This is a genomic window from Pseudomonas sp. JAI111, from assembly GCF_024809425.1.
GTDB lineage: Bacteria > Pseudomonadota > Gammaproteobacteria > Pseudomonadales > Pseudomonadaceae > Aquipseudomonas.
Window position 1 is genome coordinate 272,549 of record NZ_JANUCB010000007.1, and the last position, 18,048, is coordinate 290,596.

Genomic DNA, 18,048 nt, shown 5'->3' on the forward strand with positions numbered 1-18,048 from the left:
CTTGAAGGTGAGGTCTGATGATTCGTTTCCTGCTCCTGGGTTGCTGTCTGTTGCTGAGCGCTTGCGCCAGCAGTCCGCCGCTGCCCGAGCAAACCCCGAACCTGTCGTTGCCGCTGCAGTTGCACATTCAGCGCCTGGTCGCCGAACAACGTCAGGACTGGGTGCTGGTGATCCAGCGTGAAGGCCCAGGCATTCGCTGGTCGATGATGGATTTGCTGGGCATTCCACAGGCTCGCCAGAAACTGATCGATGGCCAATGGAAAGCCGACGGCCTGTTGCCGCCGAACCCGGAAGCCCGGGAGCTGTTCGCGGCGTTGCTGTTTGCGCTGACACCCAAGGATGAACTGTCGGGCAACTACCCCACGGCTTGGCAACATGGCAGTCAACGCTCCTTGCCCACGCACTGGGACGTCCGTTATTCACAACCGATGAGCTTCGAATTGAACCTGCCCAAAGGTCCCAAGTATCAAGTCACGCCCCTTAGCGGAGACGAGCCATGACCGCCTATCTGAACGCCCTTGGGGTTATCTGTGCCCTGGGTCGCGACAAAACGGAAGTCGCGCGCAATCTGTTTGCCGGTGATTGCTCTGGCATGCGCAGCGAGGCTGGCTGGGTCCCGGAGCGCTCATTGCCGGTGGCGGCGGTGAGTGGCGAATTGGCCCCGATTCCAGCGGCACTGGCTCAGCAAAGCAGCCGCAACAACCAGCTACTGCTGGAAGCCGCGTTGCAAATCCGCGAAGACATCGATCGTGCGATCCAGACCTACGGCCGTGACCGTATCGGTGTGGTGCTGGGCACCAGCACATCGGGCATCCATGAGGCCAGCCGTGGCCTGGCCCATTACATTCGCGAGCATCATTTCCCTGCCGATTACGACTATCAGCAGCAGGAGCTAGGCGCACCGGCCAATTTCCTCGCCGACTGGCTGCAATTGAGCGGCCCGGCTTATGTGATCTCGACCGCCTGCACCTCCAGCGCCCGGGCGCTGATGAGCGCCCAACGCCTGCTGGATCTGGGCGTGTGCGATGCGGTGCTGTGCGGCGGCGTCGACAGTTTGTGCAAACTGACCCTCAACGGTTTCTCGGCGTTGGAAGCAGTGTCCGAGCAACGTTGCAATCCGTTTTCGGTCAACCGCAACGGCATCAATATCGGTGAAGCCGCCGCGCTGTTTCTGATGAGCAAAAATGCCGGCGACGGCCAGCCGATTGCACTGCTAGGCAGCGGTGCCAGTTCAGATGCGCACCACATTTCTGCGCCGGAACCGACTGGCCGTGGCGCCTTGCAAGCCATGCGCAAAGCCTTGTGCCGAGCAAATCTGCAACCCGCTCAGATCGGTTACCTGAACCTGCATGGCACCGCGACCCAACACAACGACGCCATGGAAAGCCTGGCCGTAGCGACCCTGTTCCCGCTAGGTGTGCCGTGTTCTTCAACCAAGCCGATGACCGGTCACACCCTTGGCGCCGCCGGTGCCCTGGAAGCGGCGTTCTGCTGGCTGAGCCTGAGCACGAACAACCGCGAGCAGGCCCTGGCGCCCCACGTCTGGGACGGCCAGCCTGATCCTGAGCTACCGGCCCTGGATTGGGTGACCCCGACCGATCGCCTGACGTCCATTGCACCTCGCTACTTGATGAGCAATTCCTTTGCCTTCGGTGGCAACAACGTCAGCCTGATAATCGGAGACGCCCCATGATTGACTGGCCGATCGCCGAACTGCTGCCGCACGCTGGCGATATGATCTTCATCGAACAGATTCTGGAGTTCGATGACGACCAGATCCGCACACGCCTCACCGTCAGGCCCGATGGCCTGTTCAGCCGTGCCGACGGCAGCATGCCCGCCTGGGTCGGCATTGAACTGATGGCCCAGAGTGTCGCCGCGTACGCCGGTTGCCACGCGCGCCAGCGGGGCGATGGCGTGGTGCTGGGTTTTCTGCTCGGTACGCGTAAATTCGAATGCAACGTGGAACACTTCCCCGTCGGCACCGAGCTAACCATCCACGGGATGCGCTCGCTGGAAGACGATAACGGCATGGGCGTGTTCGAATGCCACATCAACGCTCCAGGCATTCACGCCAGCGCCCGTCTGAACGTGTTCCGCCCACCTCAGGCCGCTCAATATCTTCATGAACCCGAAGGAGTCCAGTCATGACTGAATCCGTACTGGTCACTGGCTCCAGCCGTGGCATCGGCCGCGCCATCGCGCTGCGCCTGGCCCAGGCAGGGCATGACATCGTCCTGCATTGCCGCAGCGGTCTGGCGGACGCCGTGATCGTTCAAGGCGAAATCCAGGCGCTGGGGCGCCAGGCGCGCATCCTGCAATTCGACGTGTCCGACCGCGCCGGCTGCAAAGCCATCCTCGAAGCCGACGTTGAAACCCATGGCGCCTACTACGGTGTCGTGCTCAACGCCGGCCTGACCCGCGACGGTGCTTTTCCAGCACTGAGCGAGGATGATTGGGATGTGGTGATGCGCACCAACCTCGACGGTTTCTACAACGTGCTGCACCCGGTGATGATGCCGATGATTCGTCGTCGCGCTGCCGGGCGGATTGTCTGCATCACCTCGGTTTCCGGCCTGATCGGCAATCGCGGCCAGGTCAACTACAGCGCGTCCAAGGCCGGTCTGATCGGCGCGGCGAAAGCGTTGGCGATCGAACTGGGCAAGCGCAAAATTACCGTCAACTGTGTCGCACCCGGCCTGATCGACACGGCAATGCTCGACGAAAACGTGCCGGTGGAAGAACTGATGAAAATGATTCCCGCACAACGCATGGGCACCCCGGAAGAGGTGGCCAGCGCGGTGAATTTCCTGATGTCGGCGGAAGCGTCGTACATCACCCGGCAGGTTCTGGCCGTCAATGGAGGCCTGTGCTGATGAAGCGCGTCGTCGTCACCGGCATGGCCGGCATCACCTCACTGGGCAGCGACTGGGCAACCATCGCCGCCAACTTCGCGGCCAACCGCAGTGGCATTCGCCGGATGGACGAGTGGGATCGCTTTACCGAACTCAACACGCGCCTGGCCGGGCCCATCGACGACTTTAAAGTGCCCGCCCACTGGACCCGCAAACAACTGCGCAGCATGGGCCGGGTCTCACGCCTGGCGGTCGGCGCGGCGGAACAGGCGCTGGCCGATGCCGGGCTGTTGGGTGACGAGTCGATCAAGGACGGGCGCATGGGCGTCTCCTGCGGCTCGTCCACCGGCAGCACCGACGAGATCAAGGCATTCGGCAACATGTTGCTCAACTCGGTGGCCGAGGGCCTGAACGCCAACTCCTATGTGCGGATGATGCCGCACACCACCGCGGCCAATATCAGCATCTTCTTTGGTCTCACCGGCCGATTGATCCCGACCTCCAGCGCCTGCACCAGCGGTAGCCAGGGCATCGGTTATGCCTACGAGTCGATCAAGTTCGGCCGACTGCCACTGATGCTCGCCGGCGGCGCCGAAGAACTGTGCCCGACCGAAGCCATGGTCTTCGACGCGCTCTACGCCACCAGCCTGAAAAACGATGCACCGCAGACCTCTCCGCGTCCCTACGACAGCGCCCGCGATGGCCTGGTGATAGGCGAAGGCGGCGGAATGCTGGTGCTTGAAGAACTCGAACACGCGCTGGCTCGCGGTGCACGCATCCACGCCGAACTCGTCGGCTTCGGCAGCAACGCCGACGGCCAGCACGCCACCCGACCGGAACAGGTCACCATGCGCAGGGCCATGGAACTGGCCCTGGAAGACGCCGGGCTGCAGCCTTCGGACATTGGCTACGTCAATGGTCACGGCACGGCGACTGAACAGGGCGACATCGCCGAAACACTGGCGACCAGTGCGCTATTCGGCGAACACATGCCGATCAGTTCGCAAAAGAGCTTCCTCGGCCATACCTTGGGTGCGTGCGGAGCATTGGAGTCCTGGTTCAGCATCGAAATGATGAACCGCGACCTGTATGTGCACACGTTCAACCTTGACGATGTCGATCCGCTCTGCGGCAAGCTCGACTACCTGCGCGGCGAGTTCCGGCAGATGAGTAATGAATACGTGATGAACAACAATTTTGCGTTTGGTGGCGTTAACACCTCGTTGATTTTCCGTCGTTGGCACTGATCCGGACACGTTTGGAGTAAAGGGAATGACTCAGTTTCAGCGCATCGCCGCGCTGTTTGCCGTGGCGGTGGCGCTTAAGCCTGTAGTGACCGGTGTGGGGTTGCGAGGGGAGTTGGTAAAGGTTGACTGAGGTGAGCACCTCGGAAACGACAAGGGGCGCCTTTCGGCGCCCCTTCACAAACAGGTCGGCTTGTCATCGCCCGGTACCTGTCTGGCTCTGCGATGGCTGGTTTCCCAGGATACTCAGAGTCTCACAAGCCCCTTTCGGGAGCGGCGCGAGTATTGCCTGAAAAAGGATCAGGGGCAACGACTGGCCATTCGCCTGACTGTGCCACCCCCCGATGCCATCACACGCCAAGCGCTTTACGTACCGCGATTTTGACCGCTTAAAACTCATCTGTTTTAAGTGTCCCGTGCTCAACTTCCCTCAACCTTCCTCGTCAACAACTCCACAAACGCCTTGGCCATCGGCGACTTCTGATCCTTGCGCTGCACCAGCCATACCGCCGACACAGCCTCCGGATCGAGCAACGGCCGGTACACCACGCCGTCAATACGCATCCGCTGATAAGACGCTGGCAGCACTGACACCCCCAGCCCCGCCGCCACCAGCCCGATAATCGTCATCGCCTCACCCGCCTCTTGCGCAAAGTGCGGGCTGAAACCAGCGTCCCGCGCCAGGCTGAGCAATTGTGCGTACAGACCACTGCCATAACTGCGTGGGAAAAATACGAAGGGTTCGAGGGCCAATGCCGACAGGAACAACCCCTCTTCGCTGCCGCTCACCAGCGGATGCTTGGAGCTGAGCACGGCCACCAACGGTTCACGCATCAATTCCACCACGCTGAGGGAGTCCGGCAACCCCAGCGGTCGCATGATCCCGACCTCGATCGACTCATCCACAAGCGCATCGGCCACTTGGGTGCTGCTCATCTCCCGCAGGTTCAAATGCACGGCCGGAAAGCGCTGGCGGAATGAAAAAATCGCCTGGGGAATGGTCGAGTTGAAGGGGGCCGACGAGGTGAAACCAATTTTCAGCTCACCCAACTCGCCAAGCTGCGCACGACGCGCCACGTCAGCGGCTTTATCGACCTGCGCCAGCACCAACCGCGCTTCTTCCAGGAACAACCGACCCGCCTCGCTGAGCTCGACCCGACGATTGGTTCGCTCGAACAGCCGCGCACCGACTTCCTGTTCCAGCGCTTGAATCTGCTGGCTCAATGGCGGTTGCGAGATGCCCAACACCTGGGCGGCGCGGCCGAAATGCAGTTCTTCGGCGACGGCGATGAAGTAGCGCAGGTGACGCAATTCCATGAAAACTCCATTAGGTCGTTAAACCTATCAAACAGGTCGAACAATATATTGGATTGAATCATTAGCCAGCTATATGCTTTTTTCATTGCCTGACCGGCTGCGTCCTCCGAGGTCTGAAGTGAAAACTGCTGTCGCCCCCCTTGCTCATGAAGTTCCGCCCGCTGCGGTCGACGATGCCGTCGCCGAATTGAAGGAGATCTACATCGAAAAAGGCACGCCGATGTTCATGCGCACGGTGCTGGCGCTGTTCTGCGGCGGTTTCGCGACGTTCGCCTTGCTCTACTGCGTGCAGCCGATGATGCCGCTGCTGTCCCACGAGTATTCGATCAATGCGGCGCAGAGCAGCCTGATCCTGTCGGTGGCCACTGGCATGCTGGCGATTGGTCTGCTGATCACTGGGCCTATCTCCGACCGCATCGGACGCAAACCGGTGATGGTCGCGGCCCTGTTCGCCGCCGCGCTGTGCACCATGGCCAGCGCGATGATGCCGAGCTGGCAAGGCGTCTTGGTGATGCGCGCGTTGATCGGGTTGTCGCTGAGCGGTCTGGCGGCAGTTGCCATGACGTACCTGAGCGAAGAAATCCACCCGCAACACATCGGCCTGGCGATGGGCCTGTACATCGGCGGCAACGCGATTGGCGGGATGAGCGGACGCTTGATTACCGGTGTGTTGATCGACTTCGTGAGCTGGCACACCGCGATGCTGGTGATCGGCAGCCTGGCGCTGATCGCGGCGGCGGTGTTCTGGAAAATCCTTCCCGAATCGCGCAACTTCCGCGCTCGCTCACTTCACCCGCGCAGCCTGCTCGATGGCTTCACCATGCACTTCCGCGATGCGGGCCTGCCGCTGCTATTCCTTGAAGCTTTTGTGTTGATGGGCGCGTTTGTCACGCTGTTCAACTACATCGGTTATCGCTTGCTGGCCGAGCCTTACCATATGGATCAGGTGTTCGTCGGGCTGCTGTCGGTGGTGTACCTGTCGGGTATCTACAGCTCGGCGAAAATCGGTTCGCTGGCTGACAAACTGGGCCGGCGCAAAGTGCTCTGGGCAACGATTGTGCTGATGCTCGCCGGTCTTGCCCTGACGATGTTCACGCCATTGCCGCTGGTGATCATCGGCATGCTGATCTTCACGTTTGGCTTCTTTGGCGCGCACTCCGTGGCCAGCAGCTGGATCGGGCGCCGGGCGATCAAGGCCAAGGGGCAGGCGTCGTCGCTTTATTTGTTCAGCTATTACGCCGGATCGAGCATCGCCGGGACGGCGGGTGGGGTGTTCTGGCACATGGGTGGATGGAATGGGATCGGGTTGTTCATTGGCGGGTTGCTGGTGATTGCGCTGCTGGTGGCTTTGAAGCTGGCGAAGTTGCCGCCGTTGGGCGGTGTAAAGGCTTAAACACAAATACCAGTCAGCCATAAACAACTGTGGGAGCGAGCTTGCTCGCGATGGCGGCATAACAGCCAACTGAGATATTGAATGTTATGACCTCATCGCGAGCAGGCTCGCTCCCACAGGGACCGAGTGTTGCCCGAGATCTCCATACAAAAACGCCCGGCATCTGCCGGGCGTTTTTTATTGGGCGACGATCACTCGTGATACTGCGCCGACAATTCGTGAACCGCGCGCAGGAACGCACCCGCGTGTTCCGGATCAACTTCCGGCGTGATGCCATGGCCAAGGTTGAACACGTGGCCGCTGCCTTTGCCGTAGCTGGCGAGGATCCGGCCGACTTCGGCGCGAATGGCTTCTGGCTTGGCGTACAACACAGTCGGGTCCATGTTGCCTTGCAGCGCGACTTTATTGCCGACACGTTGGCGGGCTTCGCCGATGTCGCAGGTCCAGTCAAGGCCAAGGGCATCAGCGCCAGCATCGGCGATGCTTTCCAGCCACAGGCCGCCATTCTTGGTGAACAGAATGACCGGAACCTTGCGTCCTTCGTGTTCACGGATCAGGCCGCTGACAATTTTGCGCATGTAGGCCAGGGAGAATTCCTGGTACGCCGCCGCCGAGAGGTTGCCGCCCCAGGTGTCGAAGATTTGCACCGCTTGTGCGCCGGCCATGATCTGGCCGTTGAGGTAGCTGGTGACCGACTGCGCCAGCTTGTCCAGCAGCAAGTGCATGGCTTGCGGGTTGTCGTAGAGCATGGCCTTGGTCTTGCGGAAGTCTTTCGACGAACCGCCTTCGACCATGTAGGTGGCCAGGGTCCATGGGCTGCCGGAGAAGCCGATCAGTGGCACGCGACCGTTCAGTTCGCGGCGGATAGTGCTGACCGCGTCCATGACGTAGCCGAGGTCTTTGTGTGGATCGGGAATCGGCAGGGCTTCGATGTCGGCCAGGGTGCTGACGACTTTCTTGAAGCGCGGACCTTCACCGGTTTCGAAGTACAGGCCTTGGCCCATCGCGTCGGGGATGGTGAGGATGTCGGAGAACAGGATCGCCGCGTCCAGTTGAGGATAGCGGTCGAGCGGTTGCATCGTGACTTCGCAAGCGAACTCCGGGTTCATGCACAGGCTCATGAAGTCACCGGCCTTGGCACGGCTGGCGCGGTATTCCGGCAGGTAGCGACCGGCCTGACGCATCATCCACACAGGGGTGACGTCTACGGGTTGCTTGAGCAGGGCGCGAAGGAAACGGTCGTTCTTCAGGGCAGTCATGTCGGCATCCGGAAAAAAAGTGCGGGCATTTTCTCAGAGCGCGACACAAAAGGCACGGTTGCAGGTCAGCCTTTTGTCTATCGGGTCAATTTGTCGCGGGGGAATGCAGTGATTGCAGCACCACAAAACACTGTGGGAGCTGGCCTGCCGGCGATGCAGACACCTCGGTTGGTCTGGTAGACCGAGGTGTCTGCATCGCCGGCAGGCCAGCTCCCACAGGTATTGCATTCCAAACTATTGGAAAGTGATCAGACGCCCAGGTAATCGAGGATCCCTTCAGCGGCATTACGCCCTTCGAAGATCGCCGTTACCACCAGGTCAGAACCGCGAACCATATCGCCACCGGCGAAGATTTTCGGGTTGCTGGTCTGGTGCTTGTACTTCCCTTGCTCCGGGGCCACGACGCGGCCCTGGCTGTCGGTCTGGATGCTGTGCTGTTCGAACCACGATGCCGGGCTTGGACGGAAACCGAAGGCGATGACCACGGCGTCGGCCGGGATGATCTCTTCAGAACCCGGGATAGGCTCAGGGCTGCGACGGCCACGGGCGTCCGGCTCGCCGAGACGGGTCTCGACCACCTTCACACCTTCGACGCGGTCTTCACCGACGATGGCGATCGGCTGGCGGTTGTAGAGGAATTTCACGCCTTCTTCCTTGGCGTTCTTCACCTCTTTGCGCGAACCCGGCATGTTTGCTTCGTCGCGACGATAAGCACAGGTCACCGACTTGGCGCCCTGACGAATCGAAGTACGGTTGCAGTCCATCGCCGTGTCGCCACCACCCAGCACCACAACCTTCTTGCCTTTCATGTCGACGAAATCTTCCGGCGACTTTTCAAAGCCCAGGTTGCGGTTGACGTTGGCGATCAGGAAGTCGAGCGCGTCATGCACGCCCGGCAGGTCCTCACCGGCAAAGCCGCCCTTCATGTAGGTGTAGGTGCCCATGCCCATGAACACGGCATCGTATTCTTCGAGCAGTTGCTCGACGGTCACGTCCTTGCCCACTTCGGTGTTCAGGCGGAACTGGATGCCCATGCCGGTGAAGACTTCGCGACGATTGCTCAGCACGGTCTTTTCCAGCTTGAACTCGGGGATGCCGAAGGTCAGCAGACCACCGATTTCCGGGTTCTTGTCGAACACCACCGGCGTCACGCCGCCGCGTACCAGCACGTCAGCACAACCCAGGCCGGCCGGGCCTGCACCGATGATTGCAACACGCTTGCCGGTCGGCTTGACCTTGGACATGTCCGGGCGCCAGCCCATGGCGAACGCGGTGTCGGTGATGTACTTCTCGACCGAACCGATGGTCACCGCGCCGAAACCGTCGTTGAGGGTGCAGGCACCCTCGCACAGACGGTCCTGCGGGCACACCCGGCCGCAAACTTCCGGCAGCGTGTTGGTCTGGTGCGACAGCTCGGCGGCCTGGAGGATGTTGCCCTCGGCCACCAGCTTCAGCCAGTTCGGAATGAAGTTGTGCACCGGGCACTTCCATTCGCAATACGGGTTACCGCAACCCAGGCAGCGGTGGGCCTGATCGGCCGAATGCTGGGGTTTGAAGGGTTCGTAGATCTCCACGAACTCTTTCTTGCGTTGACGCAACAGTTTCTTCTTCGGATCCTTGCGCCCGACATCGATGAACTGGAAGTCGTTATTTAGACGTTCGGCCATCTTCAAAACCTCGTACACGACAGCTCCAAGCTACAAGCTTCGAGCTGCAAGAAAATCAAATTAATCCGCCACACCGCGCACGGCCTCAAGCTTGCGGCTTGAAGCTTTCCGCTTGCAGCTGCGTCGTTTATTGCGGACTCGCACGAGTACTCGAGAGCAGAGATTTCAGACTCGCTGCCTTCGGTTTGACGAGCCAGAAACGACGCAAATAGTCATCGAGGTTTTCAGCGAGGTTACGACCCCACTCGCTGTCGGTTTCCTCGACGTATTCGTTCAGCACGCGTTGCAAGTGGCTGCGGTAGGCTTCCATCGCCTCACCGCTGATCCGCTGGATTTCCACCAGTTCGTGGTTGACCCGGTCAACGAAGGTGTTGTCCTGGTCGAGCACGTAGGCGAAACCGCCGGTCATGCCTGAGCCGAAGTTGTAACCGGTCTTGCCCAGAACGCAGACGAAACCACCGGTCATGTACTCGCAGCAGTGATCGCCAGTGCCTTCAACAACGGTGTGGGCACCGGAGTTACGCACCGCAAAACGCTCGCCCGCGGTGCCGGCGGCGAACAGCTTGCCACCGGTAGCGCCATAGAGGCAGGTGTTACCGATGATGGCACTGTCCTGAGTCTTGTAGACGCTGCCTTTCGGCGGAACGATGACCAGTTTGCCGCCGGTCATGCCTTTGCCGACGTAGTCGTTGGCGTCGCCTTCCAGGTACATGTTCAGACCACCAGCGTTCCATACACCGAAGCTCTGACCGGCCGTCCCTTTGAAGCGGAAGGTGATCGGCGCGTTCGCCATGCCTTGGTTGCCGTGCTTGCGCGCGATTTCACCGGAGATCCGGGCGCCGATCGAACGGTCGCAGTTGCAGATATCCAGCGCGAAATCGGCGCCGCTCATGTCGTTGATGGCCGAAGTGGCCATGCCGACCATTTTCTCGGCCAGCAGGCCTTTGTCGAACGGCGGGTTGCGGTCCACCTGACAGAACTGGGGTTTGTCTGCCGGGATGTGATCGCTGCCCAGCAACGGCGTCAGGTCCAGGTGTTGCTGCTTGGCGGTCTGACCTTCGAGGATTTCCAGCAGATCGGTACGACCGATCAGCTCTTCGAGGGAGCGCACGCCCAGCTTGGCCAGCCACTCACGGGTTTCTTCGGCGACGTAGGTGAAGAAATTCACCACCATGTCGACGGTACCGATGTAGTGATCCTTGCGCAGCTTCTCGTTCTGGGTCGCGACGCCGGTGGCGCAGTTGTTCAGGTGGCAGATGCGCAGGTATTTGCAGCCCAGCGCAATCATCGGCGCGGTGCCGAAGCCGAAGCTTTCAGCGCCGAGGATCGCCGCCTTGATCACGTCGAGGCCGGTTTTCAGGCCGCCGTCGGTCTGCACCCGGACTTTGCCGCGCAGGTCGTTGCCGCGCAGGGTCTGGTGGGTTTCGGCCAGGCCGAGTTCCCACGGAGCGCCCGCGTATTTGATCGAGGTCAGCGGCGATGCGCCGGTACCACCGTCGTAGCCGGAAATGGTGATCAAGTCCGCGTAGGCCTTGGCCACACCGGCGGCGATGGTGCCGACGCCCGCTTCTGCGACCAGCTTCACCGAGACCAGGGCCTTCGGGTTGACTTGTTTCAGGTCGAAAATCAGCTGCGACAAGTCTTCGATCGAATAGATGTCGTGGTGCGGCGGTGGCGAAATCAGGGTCACGCCCGGCACTGCGTAACGCAGCTTGGCAATCAGACCGTTGACCTTGCCGCCGGGCAGTTGACCACCTTCGCCAGGCTTGGCGCCCTGAGCGACCTTGATCTGCAGCACTTCAGCGTTGACCAGGTATTCCGGGGTCACCCCGAAACGGCCGGTCGCGACCTGCTTGATTTTCGAGCTCTTGATGGTGCCGTAGCGCGCCGGGTCTTCGCCGCCTTCGCCGGAGTTGGAACGCGCACCGAGGCGGTTCATGGCTTCGGCCAGGGCTTCGTGGGCTTCCGGCGACAAGGCGCCAAGGGAGATACCGGCGGAGTCGAAGCGCTTGAGCACCGATTCCAGCGGTTCGATCTCGCTGATGTCCAGCGGCGTGTCCAGGGTCTTCACCTTGAACATGTCGCGGATCATCGACACCGGACGGTTGTCCACCAGCGCCGTGTATTCCTTGAACTTGCCGTAGTCGCCCTGCTGCACAGCGGCTTGCAGGGTGTTGACCACGTCCGGGTTGTAAGCGTGATATTCGCCACCGTGGACGAACTTCAGCAGACCACCTTGCTGGATTGGCTTGCGCGGGCTCCAGGCTTCGGCGGCGAGGGCTTTCTGTTCGGCTTCGATGTCGACGAAACGCGCGCCCTTGATGCGGCTTGGTACGCCACGGAAGCTCAGGTCGCAAACTTCTTCGGACAGGCCGATAGCTTCGAACAGCTGCGCGCCGCGATACGAGGTGATGGTCGAGATGCCCATCTTCGACAGGATCTTCAACAGGCCTTTGGTGATGCCTTTGCGGTAGTTCTTGAACACCTCATAGAGGTCGCCCAGCACTTCACCGGTGCGGATCAGGTCGCCCAGCACTTCGTAGGCCAGGAACGGGTAGACCGCCGAGGCGCCGAAACCGATCAGCACCGCAAAGTGATGCGGGTCGCGGGCGGTAGCGGTTTCCACGAGGATGTTGGAGTCGCAACGCAGGCCTTTTTCGGTCAGGCGGTGATGCACCGCGCCGGTGGCGAGCGAAGCGTGGATCGGCAGTTTGCCCGGAGCAATGTGACGGTCACTCAGCACCACCTGGGTACGACCGGAGCGCACAGCTTCTTCAGCCTGATCGGCGACATTGCGGATAGCCGCCTCGAGGCCGACGCTTTCGTCGTAGTTGAGGTCGATGATCTGGCGTTCGAAACCCGGACGATCGAGGTTCATCAGCGAGCGCCACTTGGCCGGGGAAATGACCGGCGAGCTGAGGATCACGCGCGAGGCGTGTTCCGGCGACTCCTGGAAAATGTTGCGCTCGGCACCGAGGCAGATTTCCAGCGACATGACGATGGCTTCACGCAGCGGGTCGATCGGCGGGTTGGTGACCTGCGCGAACTGCTGGCGGAAATAGTCGTACGGCGTGCGCACGCGCTGGGACAGCACGGCCATCGGCGTATCGTCGCCCATCGAGCCCACGGCTTCGTAGCCCTGCTCGCCGAGCGGACGCAGCACCTGATCGCGTTCTTCGAACGTGACCTGATACATCTTCATGTACTGCTTGAGCTGATCGACGTCGTAGAAAGCCGAACCGTGGTCGTTGTCTTCCATGGTCGCCTGGATGCGCAGAGCGTTCTTGCGCAGCCATTGCTTGTACGGATGACGGGACTTCAAGCGGTTGTCGATGGCGTCGGTGTCGAGGATCTGACCGGTTTCGGTGTCCACGGCAAAGATCTGGCCCGGGCCCACGCGCCCCTTGGCGATCACGTCTTCAGGCTGGTAGTTCCAGACACCGATTTCAGAGGCCAGGGTGATGAATCCGTTCTTGGTGGTGACCCAACGCGCCGGACGCAGACCGTTACGGTCGAGCAGGCACACCGCGTAGCGACCGTCGGTCATTACCACGCCGGCCGGGCCGTCCCACGGTTCCATGTGCATCGAGTTGTATTCGTAGAACGCCCGCAGGTCCGGGTCCATGGTTTCGACGTTCTGCCACGCAGGCGGAATGATCATCCGCACGCCACGGAACAGGTCGATGCCACCGGTGACCATCAGCTCAAGCATGTTGTCCATGCTGGAGGAGTCGGAACCGACGCGGTTGACCAGCGGGCCGAGCTCTTCGAGATCGGGCATCAGGTCGTTGGCGAACTTGGTGCGACGGGCCACGGCCCAGTTGCGGTTGCCGGTGATGGTGTTGATCTCGCCGTTGTGCGCCAGGAAGCGGAACGGTTGAGCCAACGGCCATTTCGGCAGGGTGTTGGTGGAGAAGCGCTGGTGGAACACGCAGATCGCGGTTTGCAGGCGCTGGTCGCTCAGGTCTGGATAGAAGGCGGTCAAGTCCGCCGGCATCATCAGGCCTTTATAAATGATGGTCTTGTGGGAAAAGCTGCAGATGTAGTGATCTACGTCGGCGGCGTTGGCCACGGACGAACGACGACGGGAACTGAACAGCTTGATCGCCATGTCCTGATCGCTCAGGCCTTCGCCACCGATGAACACTTGTTCGATCTGCGGCAGACGCTCGAGGGCCAGACGGCCGAGGACGCTGGTGTCGATCGGCACTTTGCGCCAGCCGACGAGGGTCAGGCCGGCAGCCAGGATCTCGCGGTTCATGTTCTCGCGAGCGGCTTCGGCTTTGACCGGGTCCTGGTTGAAGAAGACCATGCCCACGGCATATTGCTTGGGCAATTCGACACCGAAGGTTTCCTGGGCGATGGCTCGCAGGAACACGTCCGGCTTTTGAATCAGCAGACCGCAACCGTCACCGGTCTTGCCGTCGGCGTTGATCCCACCGCGGTGGGTCATGCAGGTCAGGGCCTCGATGGCCGTTTGCAAAAGGGTATGACTGGGCTCGCCCTGCATATGGGCTATCAGGCCGAAACCGCAGTTATCCTTGAATTCATCTGGTTGGTACAGACCTGCTTTCATAGACACTTTCTCACCAGGCTGCCTCTTACGAGGCAAATTTCTTTTCAATTCAACCACTTACCGTCCGCGCCGAACGTACGCCAGCTTTGCGGGGGCAAAAGGGAGGTCATTGTACACACCGACACTTACGCTCACAAATTTGACGACGAAATGTCGCAAATCTATGTCGCATTTGTGAAAGGTTTAAAGCGATATGCTGTGCTAGTCAAAACTTTTTTAATTTTGACCGCAACGACTCAAAGACCACTATGACGCAGACACCACAAGGCACGCGGTCTGTAGAGACGGCATGCGCTTGTAGAAATTTTGAGGTGCTTGGAGAGGCGGCCTGGGTAAGGCCGCCGAATCTTCAGCGAGTTGTTGCCAGTTCCTGTTGGACGCTGGCGACAGTGCGAGGCCAAGGTTTACCAGCCTGAACCTTCGCTGGCAAGGCCTTGATGGCGGTAACGGCTGCATCGCGGTTGGCGAAGTTACCGTAGGTGATGACGTAAAGCGGTTTGCCGTTGAGGACTTTCTTGAAATAACGGTACTCGCCGCCCTGCTCTTTCACGAAGTTTTGCGCGGCCGTTTCAGAGCTGGTACCGAGGATCTGCACCACGTAGTTGCTCGTCGGTTGCCCGGCGTACCAGGTGCCACCGGCGCCTTTCGCGGCGGCAGCGGGCTTCTCGGCCGCTTTCTCGACAGGTTTGGCGGTAGCCACGGCGGCGGGCTTGGCAGGCGCTGGAGCCGGCTTCACGGCAGGCGCGGTCGGGACCGGCTTGGCTGTTGCCACCTGAGTCGGCGCAGGCGTCGGTTTGGCGGCAGGCGTTGGTGCAGGACCAGGCTGGATACCCGCAGGCGGCGCAGTGGTGGTCACGGTAGGCGGTTTAGCGCTGGAACCTTCGACAGGCACGCCGTCGTCACCTTCAGTGATACCGCCAGCCGCTTCGGCCAACGGACCGCGCATAACTGGTTGCGAGTTACCGACCAGCGGTAACGGCATCGGTTGTGTATTACCGGCAAATTCGACGGATGGTGCACCGCCGCTATTGGGTTTTGGCGCGCCCTGGCCGAGCGGCAATTGCGCCTGCTCGTTGGCAGGAGCGCCAGTGGTCGGTGCTTTGCTGCGACCTGGCATCAACCAGGCGGCGGCTACCGCGACCACGACGACGGCGGATATCGCCAATACGTGTTTCTTCGGCATGTTGAACCCCATACTTGGACGCTTCACCGCTGAGCGGCTGGCAATCATGGCTTCGATCATTGCATCGCGGGCGACCTGGTTGATATTGCCAGGCCAACCGTCGGAGCTTTCGTGAATATCAGAGATCTGATCTGCGGTAAAAAGTTCGATACCCCGGCCGGCACCTTCAAGGCGCTGAGCCAGATATTCGCGCGTTTCTTCTTCGGTGTAGGGCTGCAATTCGATGACGTGGAAACGCTCTTCCTCAAGGCTGAGCGCGTCAAGCTGAGCAATCAGCGAGGACTCACCGAACAGGAACACGTGCGGCCGACCTTCCGGCGCGCCAGCGGCGAGCGCCAGCAAGGCTTCCAGCGCGGATTCGTCGAGTTGCTCGGCATCATCCACCAGCAAATAGACTTCCTGCCCCGTCAGCGCCAACTGCACCACTTGAGAGAGGATCGCGCCGATTTCGGCCTGTTCGATGTTCAGCGCCTGGGCCACTTGACGCAGCACGCCAGCCGCATCACCGGCGCCACGGGCGGAAACCACCAGGCTCTGCACCGACTGTTTGTTGGTGCTGGCTACGAGCGCCTGACGCAACAGGGTCTTGCCACTGCCTTGCGGGCCGGTGACCACCAGCAGCAACTGGCTGTAACGCGCCAGATGGTGCAGTTGTCCCAGCACCGGCTTGCGCTGGGCCGGGAAAAATTTGAAACCAGGCACCCGTGGAGCAAAAGGGTCATGGTTTAACTGGTAATGGCCGAGGAAAGCCTCGTCGGCATGCAAACTAGTCATCGGGATCTTATTAACCTTTAAGCTGAGCCAGGGCGCGGTAATCCGCTCCCAGCGTGGCCTGTAAAACCTCTTTCGGATAATCGTCGGTCACCACCGCTTCGCCCATGTGGCGCAGCAGCACCAGGCGCAAACGACCGTCGATCACTTTCTTGTCAATTGCCATGTGTTCGAGAAAATCGGCTTCGGTCATCTCTTCAGGCGGGATGACCGGCAATCCGGCGCGCTGGAACAGGCGAATACCACGATCACGTTCCTGCTCGGTGATCCAGCCCAGGCGCGCAGACATTTCCAACGCCATTACGGTGCCAGCAGCCACAGCCTCGCCATGCAGCCAGACACCATAGCCCATATGAGTTTCGATAGCGTGGCCGAAGGTGTGACCCAGGTTCAAGGTGGCACGAACGCCGGTTTCCTTCTCGTCGGCACCGACCACCGCCGCCTTGGCCGCGCAAGAGCGCTCGATGGCATACGTCAGGGCCACCTGATCCAGGGCGCGCAAGCGATCGACGTTTTCTTCGAGCCAGGTCAGGAACGGCTCATCGCAGATCAGCCCGTACTTGATGACTTCCGCCAGCCCGGCAGAGAGTTCGCGGGCCGGCAGGGTATTGAGGGTGGCGGTATCGATCAGCACCACGTTCGGCTGATAAAACGCGCCGACCATGTTTTTGCCCAGCGGATGGTTGATCCCGGTCTTGCCGCCCACCGAGGAGTCGACTTGCGACAGCAATGTGGTCGGGACCTGGATGAAATCGACGCCGCGCTGGTAACAGGCCGCGGCAAAACCGGCCATGTCACCTATAACACCACCACCGAGGGCGATCACCGTGGTACGTCGATCGTGCCGTGCGGTCAGCAGGCCGTCGAAAATCAGTTGCAGGGTTTCCCAGGTCTTGAAGGCTTCGCCGTCGGGCAGCACCACGGAAATCACCGAGAATTGCGCGAGGCTGCGGGTCAGACGCTCCAGATAGAGCGGCGCAACGGTCTCGTTGGAGATGATCGCTACTTGCCGTCCGCGGATGTGCGGGGCCAGCAGCTCAGGCTGATCCAACAAACCTTCGCCAATATGAATCGGGTAGCTGCGCTCGCCTAAGTCGACCTTGAGTGTCTGCATGTGTCCCCACAGTGAAGATGAATCAGGCGTCCTGCCTTGAATTAACGAATGTCCATGATGCCTGTTGGTGTGACGCCGTTTGGCAGCCATCTGCCACAACCTTGAGCGGTTGTGGCAGGACGCCGAGGATAGCGCATTTCGCGCCGGGCATTAACGGGGAGGTAGCTGCTGCAAGCGTTCGAGAATGTCGAGCACCACCATTCGCGGCGGCCGCTCATCCGTTTCCACCACCAGGTCGGCGATTTCCCGATAAAGCGGATCGCGGATCGCCAGTAGGTCCCGAAGTGTCTTGGCCGGGTCGGCTGTACGCAACAGCGGCCGATTGCGATCACGGGAAGTGCGGCCGACCTGCTGCTCGACGGAGGCGTGCAGATAAACCACCCGACCACCGGCGCGCAGTGCCCGACGATTGGCTTCGCGCATTACCGCGCCACCACCGGTCGCCAGCACCACGCCGTCGCAACCACACAGCTCGGCAATCATTGCCTGCTCGCGGTCACGGAAGCCCGGTTCGCCTTCCTTATCGAAAATCCACGGGATATTGGCGCCCGTGCGCAATTCAATTTCCTTATCGGAATCTTTGAACGGCAGGCGCAGCTCTCTGGCCAGCAACCGGCCGATGGTGCTTTTTCCAGCCCCCATCGGTCCAACAAGAATCAAATTTCGCAC

13 protein-coding genes are annotated in these 18,048 nt (G+C 60.7%); 6 read left to right on the plus strand and 7 right to left on the minus strand.

The window, feature by feature from the left end; all coding sequences use genetic code 11:
• Positions 1-17: 17 nt before the first annotated feature.
• From HNR03_RS21890 to HNR03_RS21910, 5 genes are read left to right on the plus strand one after another with little or no spacing between them, the layout of a single operon-like run.
• A complete protein-coding gene (locus HNR03_RS21890; RefSeq protein ID WP_259155700.1) occupies positions 18-500 on the plus strand; it encodes a hypothetical protein in 483 nt (160 codons plus the stop codon).
• The gene (locus HNR03_RS21895) at positions 497-1,693 is read left to right on the plus strand and encodes a beta-ketoacyl-[acyl-carrier-protein] synthase family protein (protein ID WP_259155701.1); all 1,197 of its coding nucleotides are present in this window, start codon (positions 497-499) and stop codon (positions 1,691-1,693) included. Before HNR03_RS21890 ends, HNR03_RS21895 begins: the two co-directional genes overlap by 4 nt.
• Positions 1,690-2,151: a hotdog family protein gene (locus tag HNR03_RS21900; protein WP_259155702.1), complete on the plus strand. Its 462-nt coding sequence runs from the start codon at positions 1,690-1,692 to the stop codon at positions 2,149-2,151. Before HNR03_RS21895 ends, HNR03_RS21900 begins: the two co-directional genes overlap by 4 nt.
• A complete protein-coding gene (gene fabG, locus HNR03_RS21905; protein ID WP_222589447.1) occupies positions 2,148-2,876 on the plus strand; it encodes a 3-oxoacyl-ACP reductase FabG in 729 nt (242 codons plus the stop codon). The genes HNR03_RS21900 and fabG overlap by 4 nt, the downstream gene beginning before the upstream one ends.
• Positions 2,876-4,102, plus strand: a complete 1,227-nt coding sequence (locus HNR03_RS21910) for a beta-ketoacyl-ACP synthase (RefSeq protein WP_259155703.1) — start codon at positions 2,876-2,878, stop codon at positions 4,100-4,102. The genes fabG and HNR03_RS21910 overlap by 1 nt, the downstream gene beginning before the upstream one ends.
• Positions 4,103-4,519: 417 nt before the next feature.
• Here the strand turns inward: HNR03_RS21910 and HNR03_RS21915 are convergent, their stop codons facing one another.
• Entirely contained in the window at positions 4,520-5,416 is an 897-nt protein-coding gene (locus tag HNR03_RS21915) for a LysR family transcriptional regulator (RefSeq protein WP_259155704.1), read from the minus strand.
• Positions 5,417-5,534: 118 nt separating this feature from the next.
• Here HNR03_RS21915 and HNR03_RS21920 point away from each other — a divergent pair, with 118 nt between their 5' ends.
• Positions 5,535-6,809, plus strand: a complete 1,275-nt coding sequence (locus HNR03_RS21920) for an MFS transporter (RefSeq protein WP_222589441.1) — start codon at positions 5,535-5,537, stop codon at positions 6,807-6,809.
• A 191-nt stretch (positions 6,810-7,000) separates the two neighbouring features.
• Here the strand turns inward: HNR03_RS21920 and hemE are convergent, their stop codons facing one another.
• From hemE to aroK, 6 genes are all read right to left on the minus strand, one after another.
• On the minus strand, positions 7,001-8,068 hold the full coding sequence (gene hemE, locus HNR03_RS21925; protein WP_222589440.1) for a uroporphyrinogen decarboxylase: 1,068 nt from the start codon (positions 8,066-8,068) through the stop codon (positions 7,001-7,003).
• A 248-nt stretch (positions 8,069-8,316) separates the two neighbouring features.
• Complete coding sequence (locus tag HNR03_RS21930) at positions 8,317-9,735, minus strand: FAD-dependent oxidoreductase (protein WP_222589439.1); 1,419 nt, start codon at positions 9,733-9,735, stop codon at positions 8,317-8,319.
• Positions 9,736-9,862: 127 nt separating this feature from the next.
• Positions 9,863-14,311: a glutamate synthase large subunit gene (gene gltB / locus HNR03_RS21935; RefSeq protein WP_259155706.1), complete on the minus strand. Its 4,449-nt coding sequence runs from the start codon at positions 14,309-14,311 to the stop codon at positions 9,863-9,865.
• Positions 14,312-14,660: 349 nt separating this feature from the next.
• On the minus strand, positions 14,661-16,268 hold the full coding sequence (locus HNR03_RS21940) for an AAA family ATPase (RefSeq protein WP_222589437.1): 1,608 nt from the start codon (positions 16,266-16,268) through the stop codon (positions 14,661-14,663).
• Positions 16,269-16,278: 10 nt separating this feature from the next.
• Positions 16,279-17,379 (minus strand): 3-dehydroquinate synthase, encoded by a 1,101-nt coding sequence (gene aroB, locus HNR03_RS21945; protein WP_259155707.1) that lies wholly within the window; start codon positions 17,377-17,379, stop codon positions 16,279-16,281.
• A 150-nt stretch (positions 17,380-17,529) separates the two neighbouring features.
• Entirely contained in the window at positions 17,530-18,048 is a 519-nt protein-coding gene (gene aroK / locus HNR03_RS21950) for a shikimate kinase AroK (RefSeq protein WP_259155708.1), read from the minus strand.

Excerpts from the sequence above, each read along its gene's own strand:
- hemE (WP_222589440.1), bottom strand. The coding sequence starts at position 8,068 with ATGACTGCCCTGAAGAACGACCGTTTCCTTCGCGCCCTGCTCAAGCAA.
- aroB (WP_259155707.1), bottom strand. The coding sequence starts at position 17,379 with ATGCAGACACTCAAGGTCGACTTAGGCGAGCGCAGCTACCCGATTCAT.
- fabG (WP_222589447.1), top strand. The coding sequence starts at position 2,148 with ATGACTGAATCCGTACTGGTCACTGGCTCCAGCCGTGGCATCGGCCGC.
- HNR03_RS21940 (WP_222589437.1), bottom strand. The coding sequence starts at position 16,268 with ATGACTAGTTTGCATGCCGACGAGGCTTTCCTCGGCCATTACCAGTTA.
- HNR03_RS21895 (WP_259155701.1), top strand. The coding sequence starts at position 497 with ATGACCGCCTATCTGAACGCCCTTGGGGTTATCTGTGCCCTGGGTCGC.
- gltB (WP_259155706.1), bottom strand. The coding sequence starts at position 14,311 with ATGAAAGCAGGTCTGTACCAACCAGATGAATTCAAGGATAACTGCGGT.
- HNR03_RS21915 (WP_259155704.1), bottom strand. The coding sequence starts at position 5,416 with ATGGAATTGCGTCACCTGCGCTACTTCATCGCCGTCGCCGAAGAACTG.
- HNR03_RS21930 (WP_222589439.1), bottom strand. The coding sequence starts at position 9,735 with ATGGCCGAACGTCTAAATAACGACTTCCAGTTCATCGATGTCGGGCGC.
- HNR03_RS21890 (WP_259155700.1), top strand. The coding sequence starts at position 18 with ATGATTCGTTTCCTGCTCCTGGGTTGCTGTCTGTTGCTGAGCGCTTGC.
- HNR03_RS21910 (WP_259155703.1), top strand. The coding sequence starts at position 2,876 with ATGAAGCGCGTCGTCGTCACCGGCATGGCCGGCATCACCTCACTGGGC.
- HNR03_RS21900 (WP_259155702.1), top strand. The coding sequence starts at position 1,690 with ATGATTGACTGGCCGATCGCCGAACTGCTGCCGCACGCTGGCGATATG.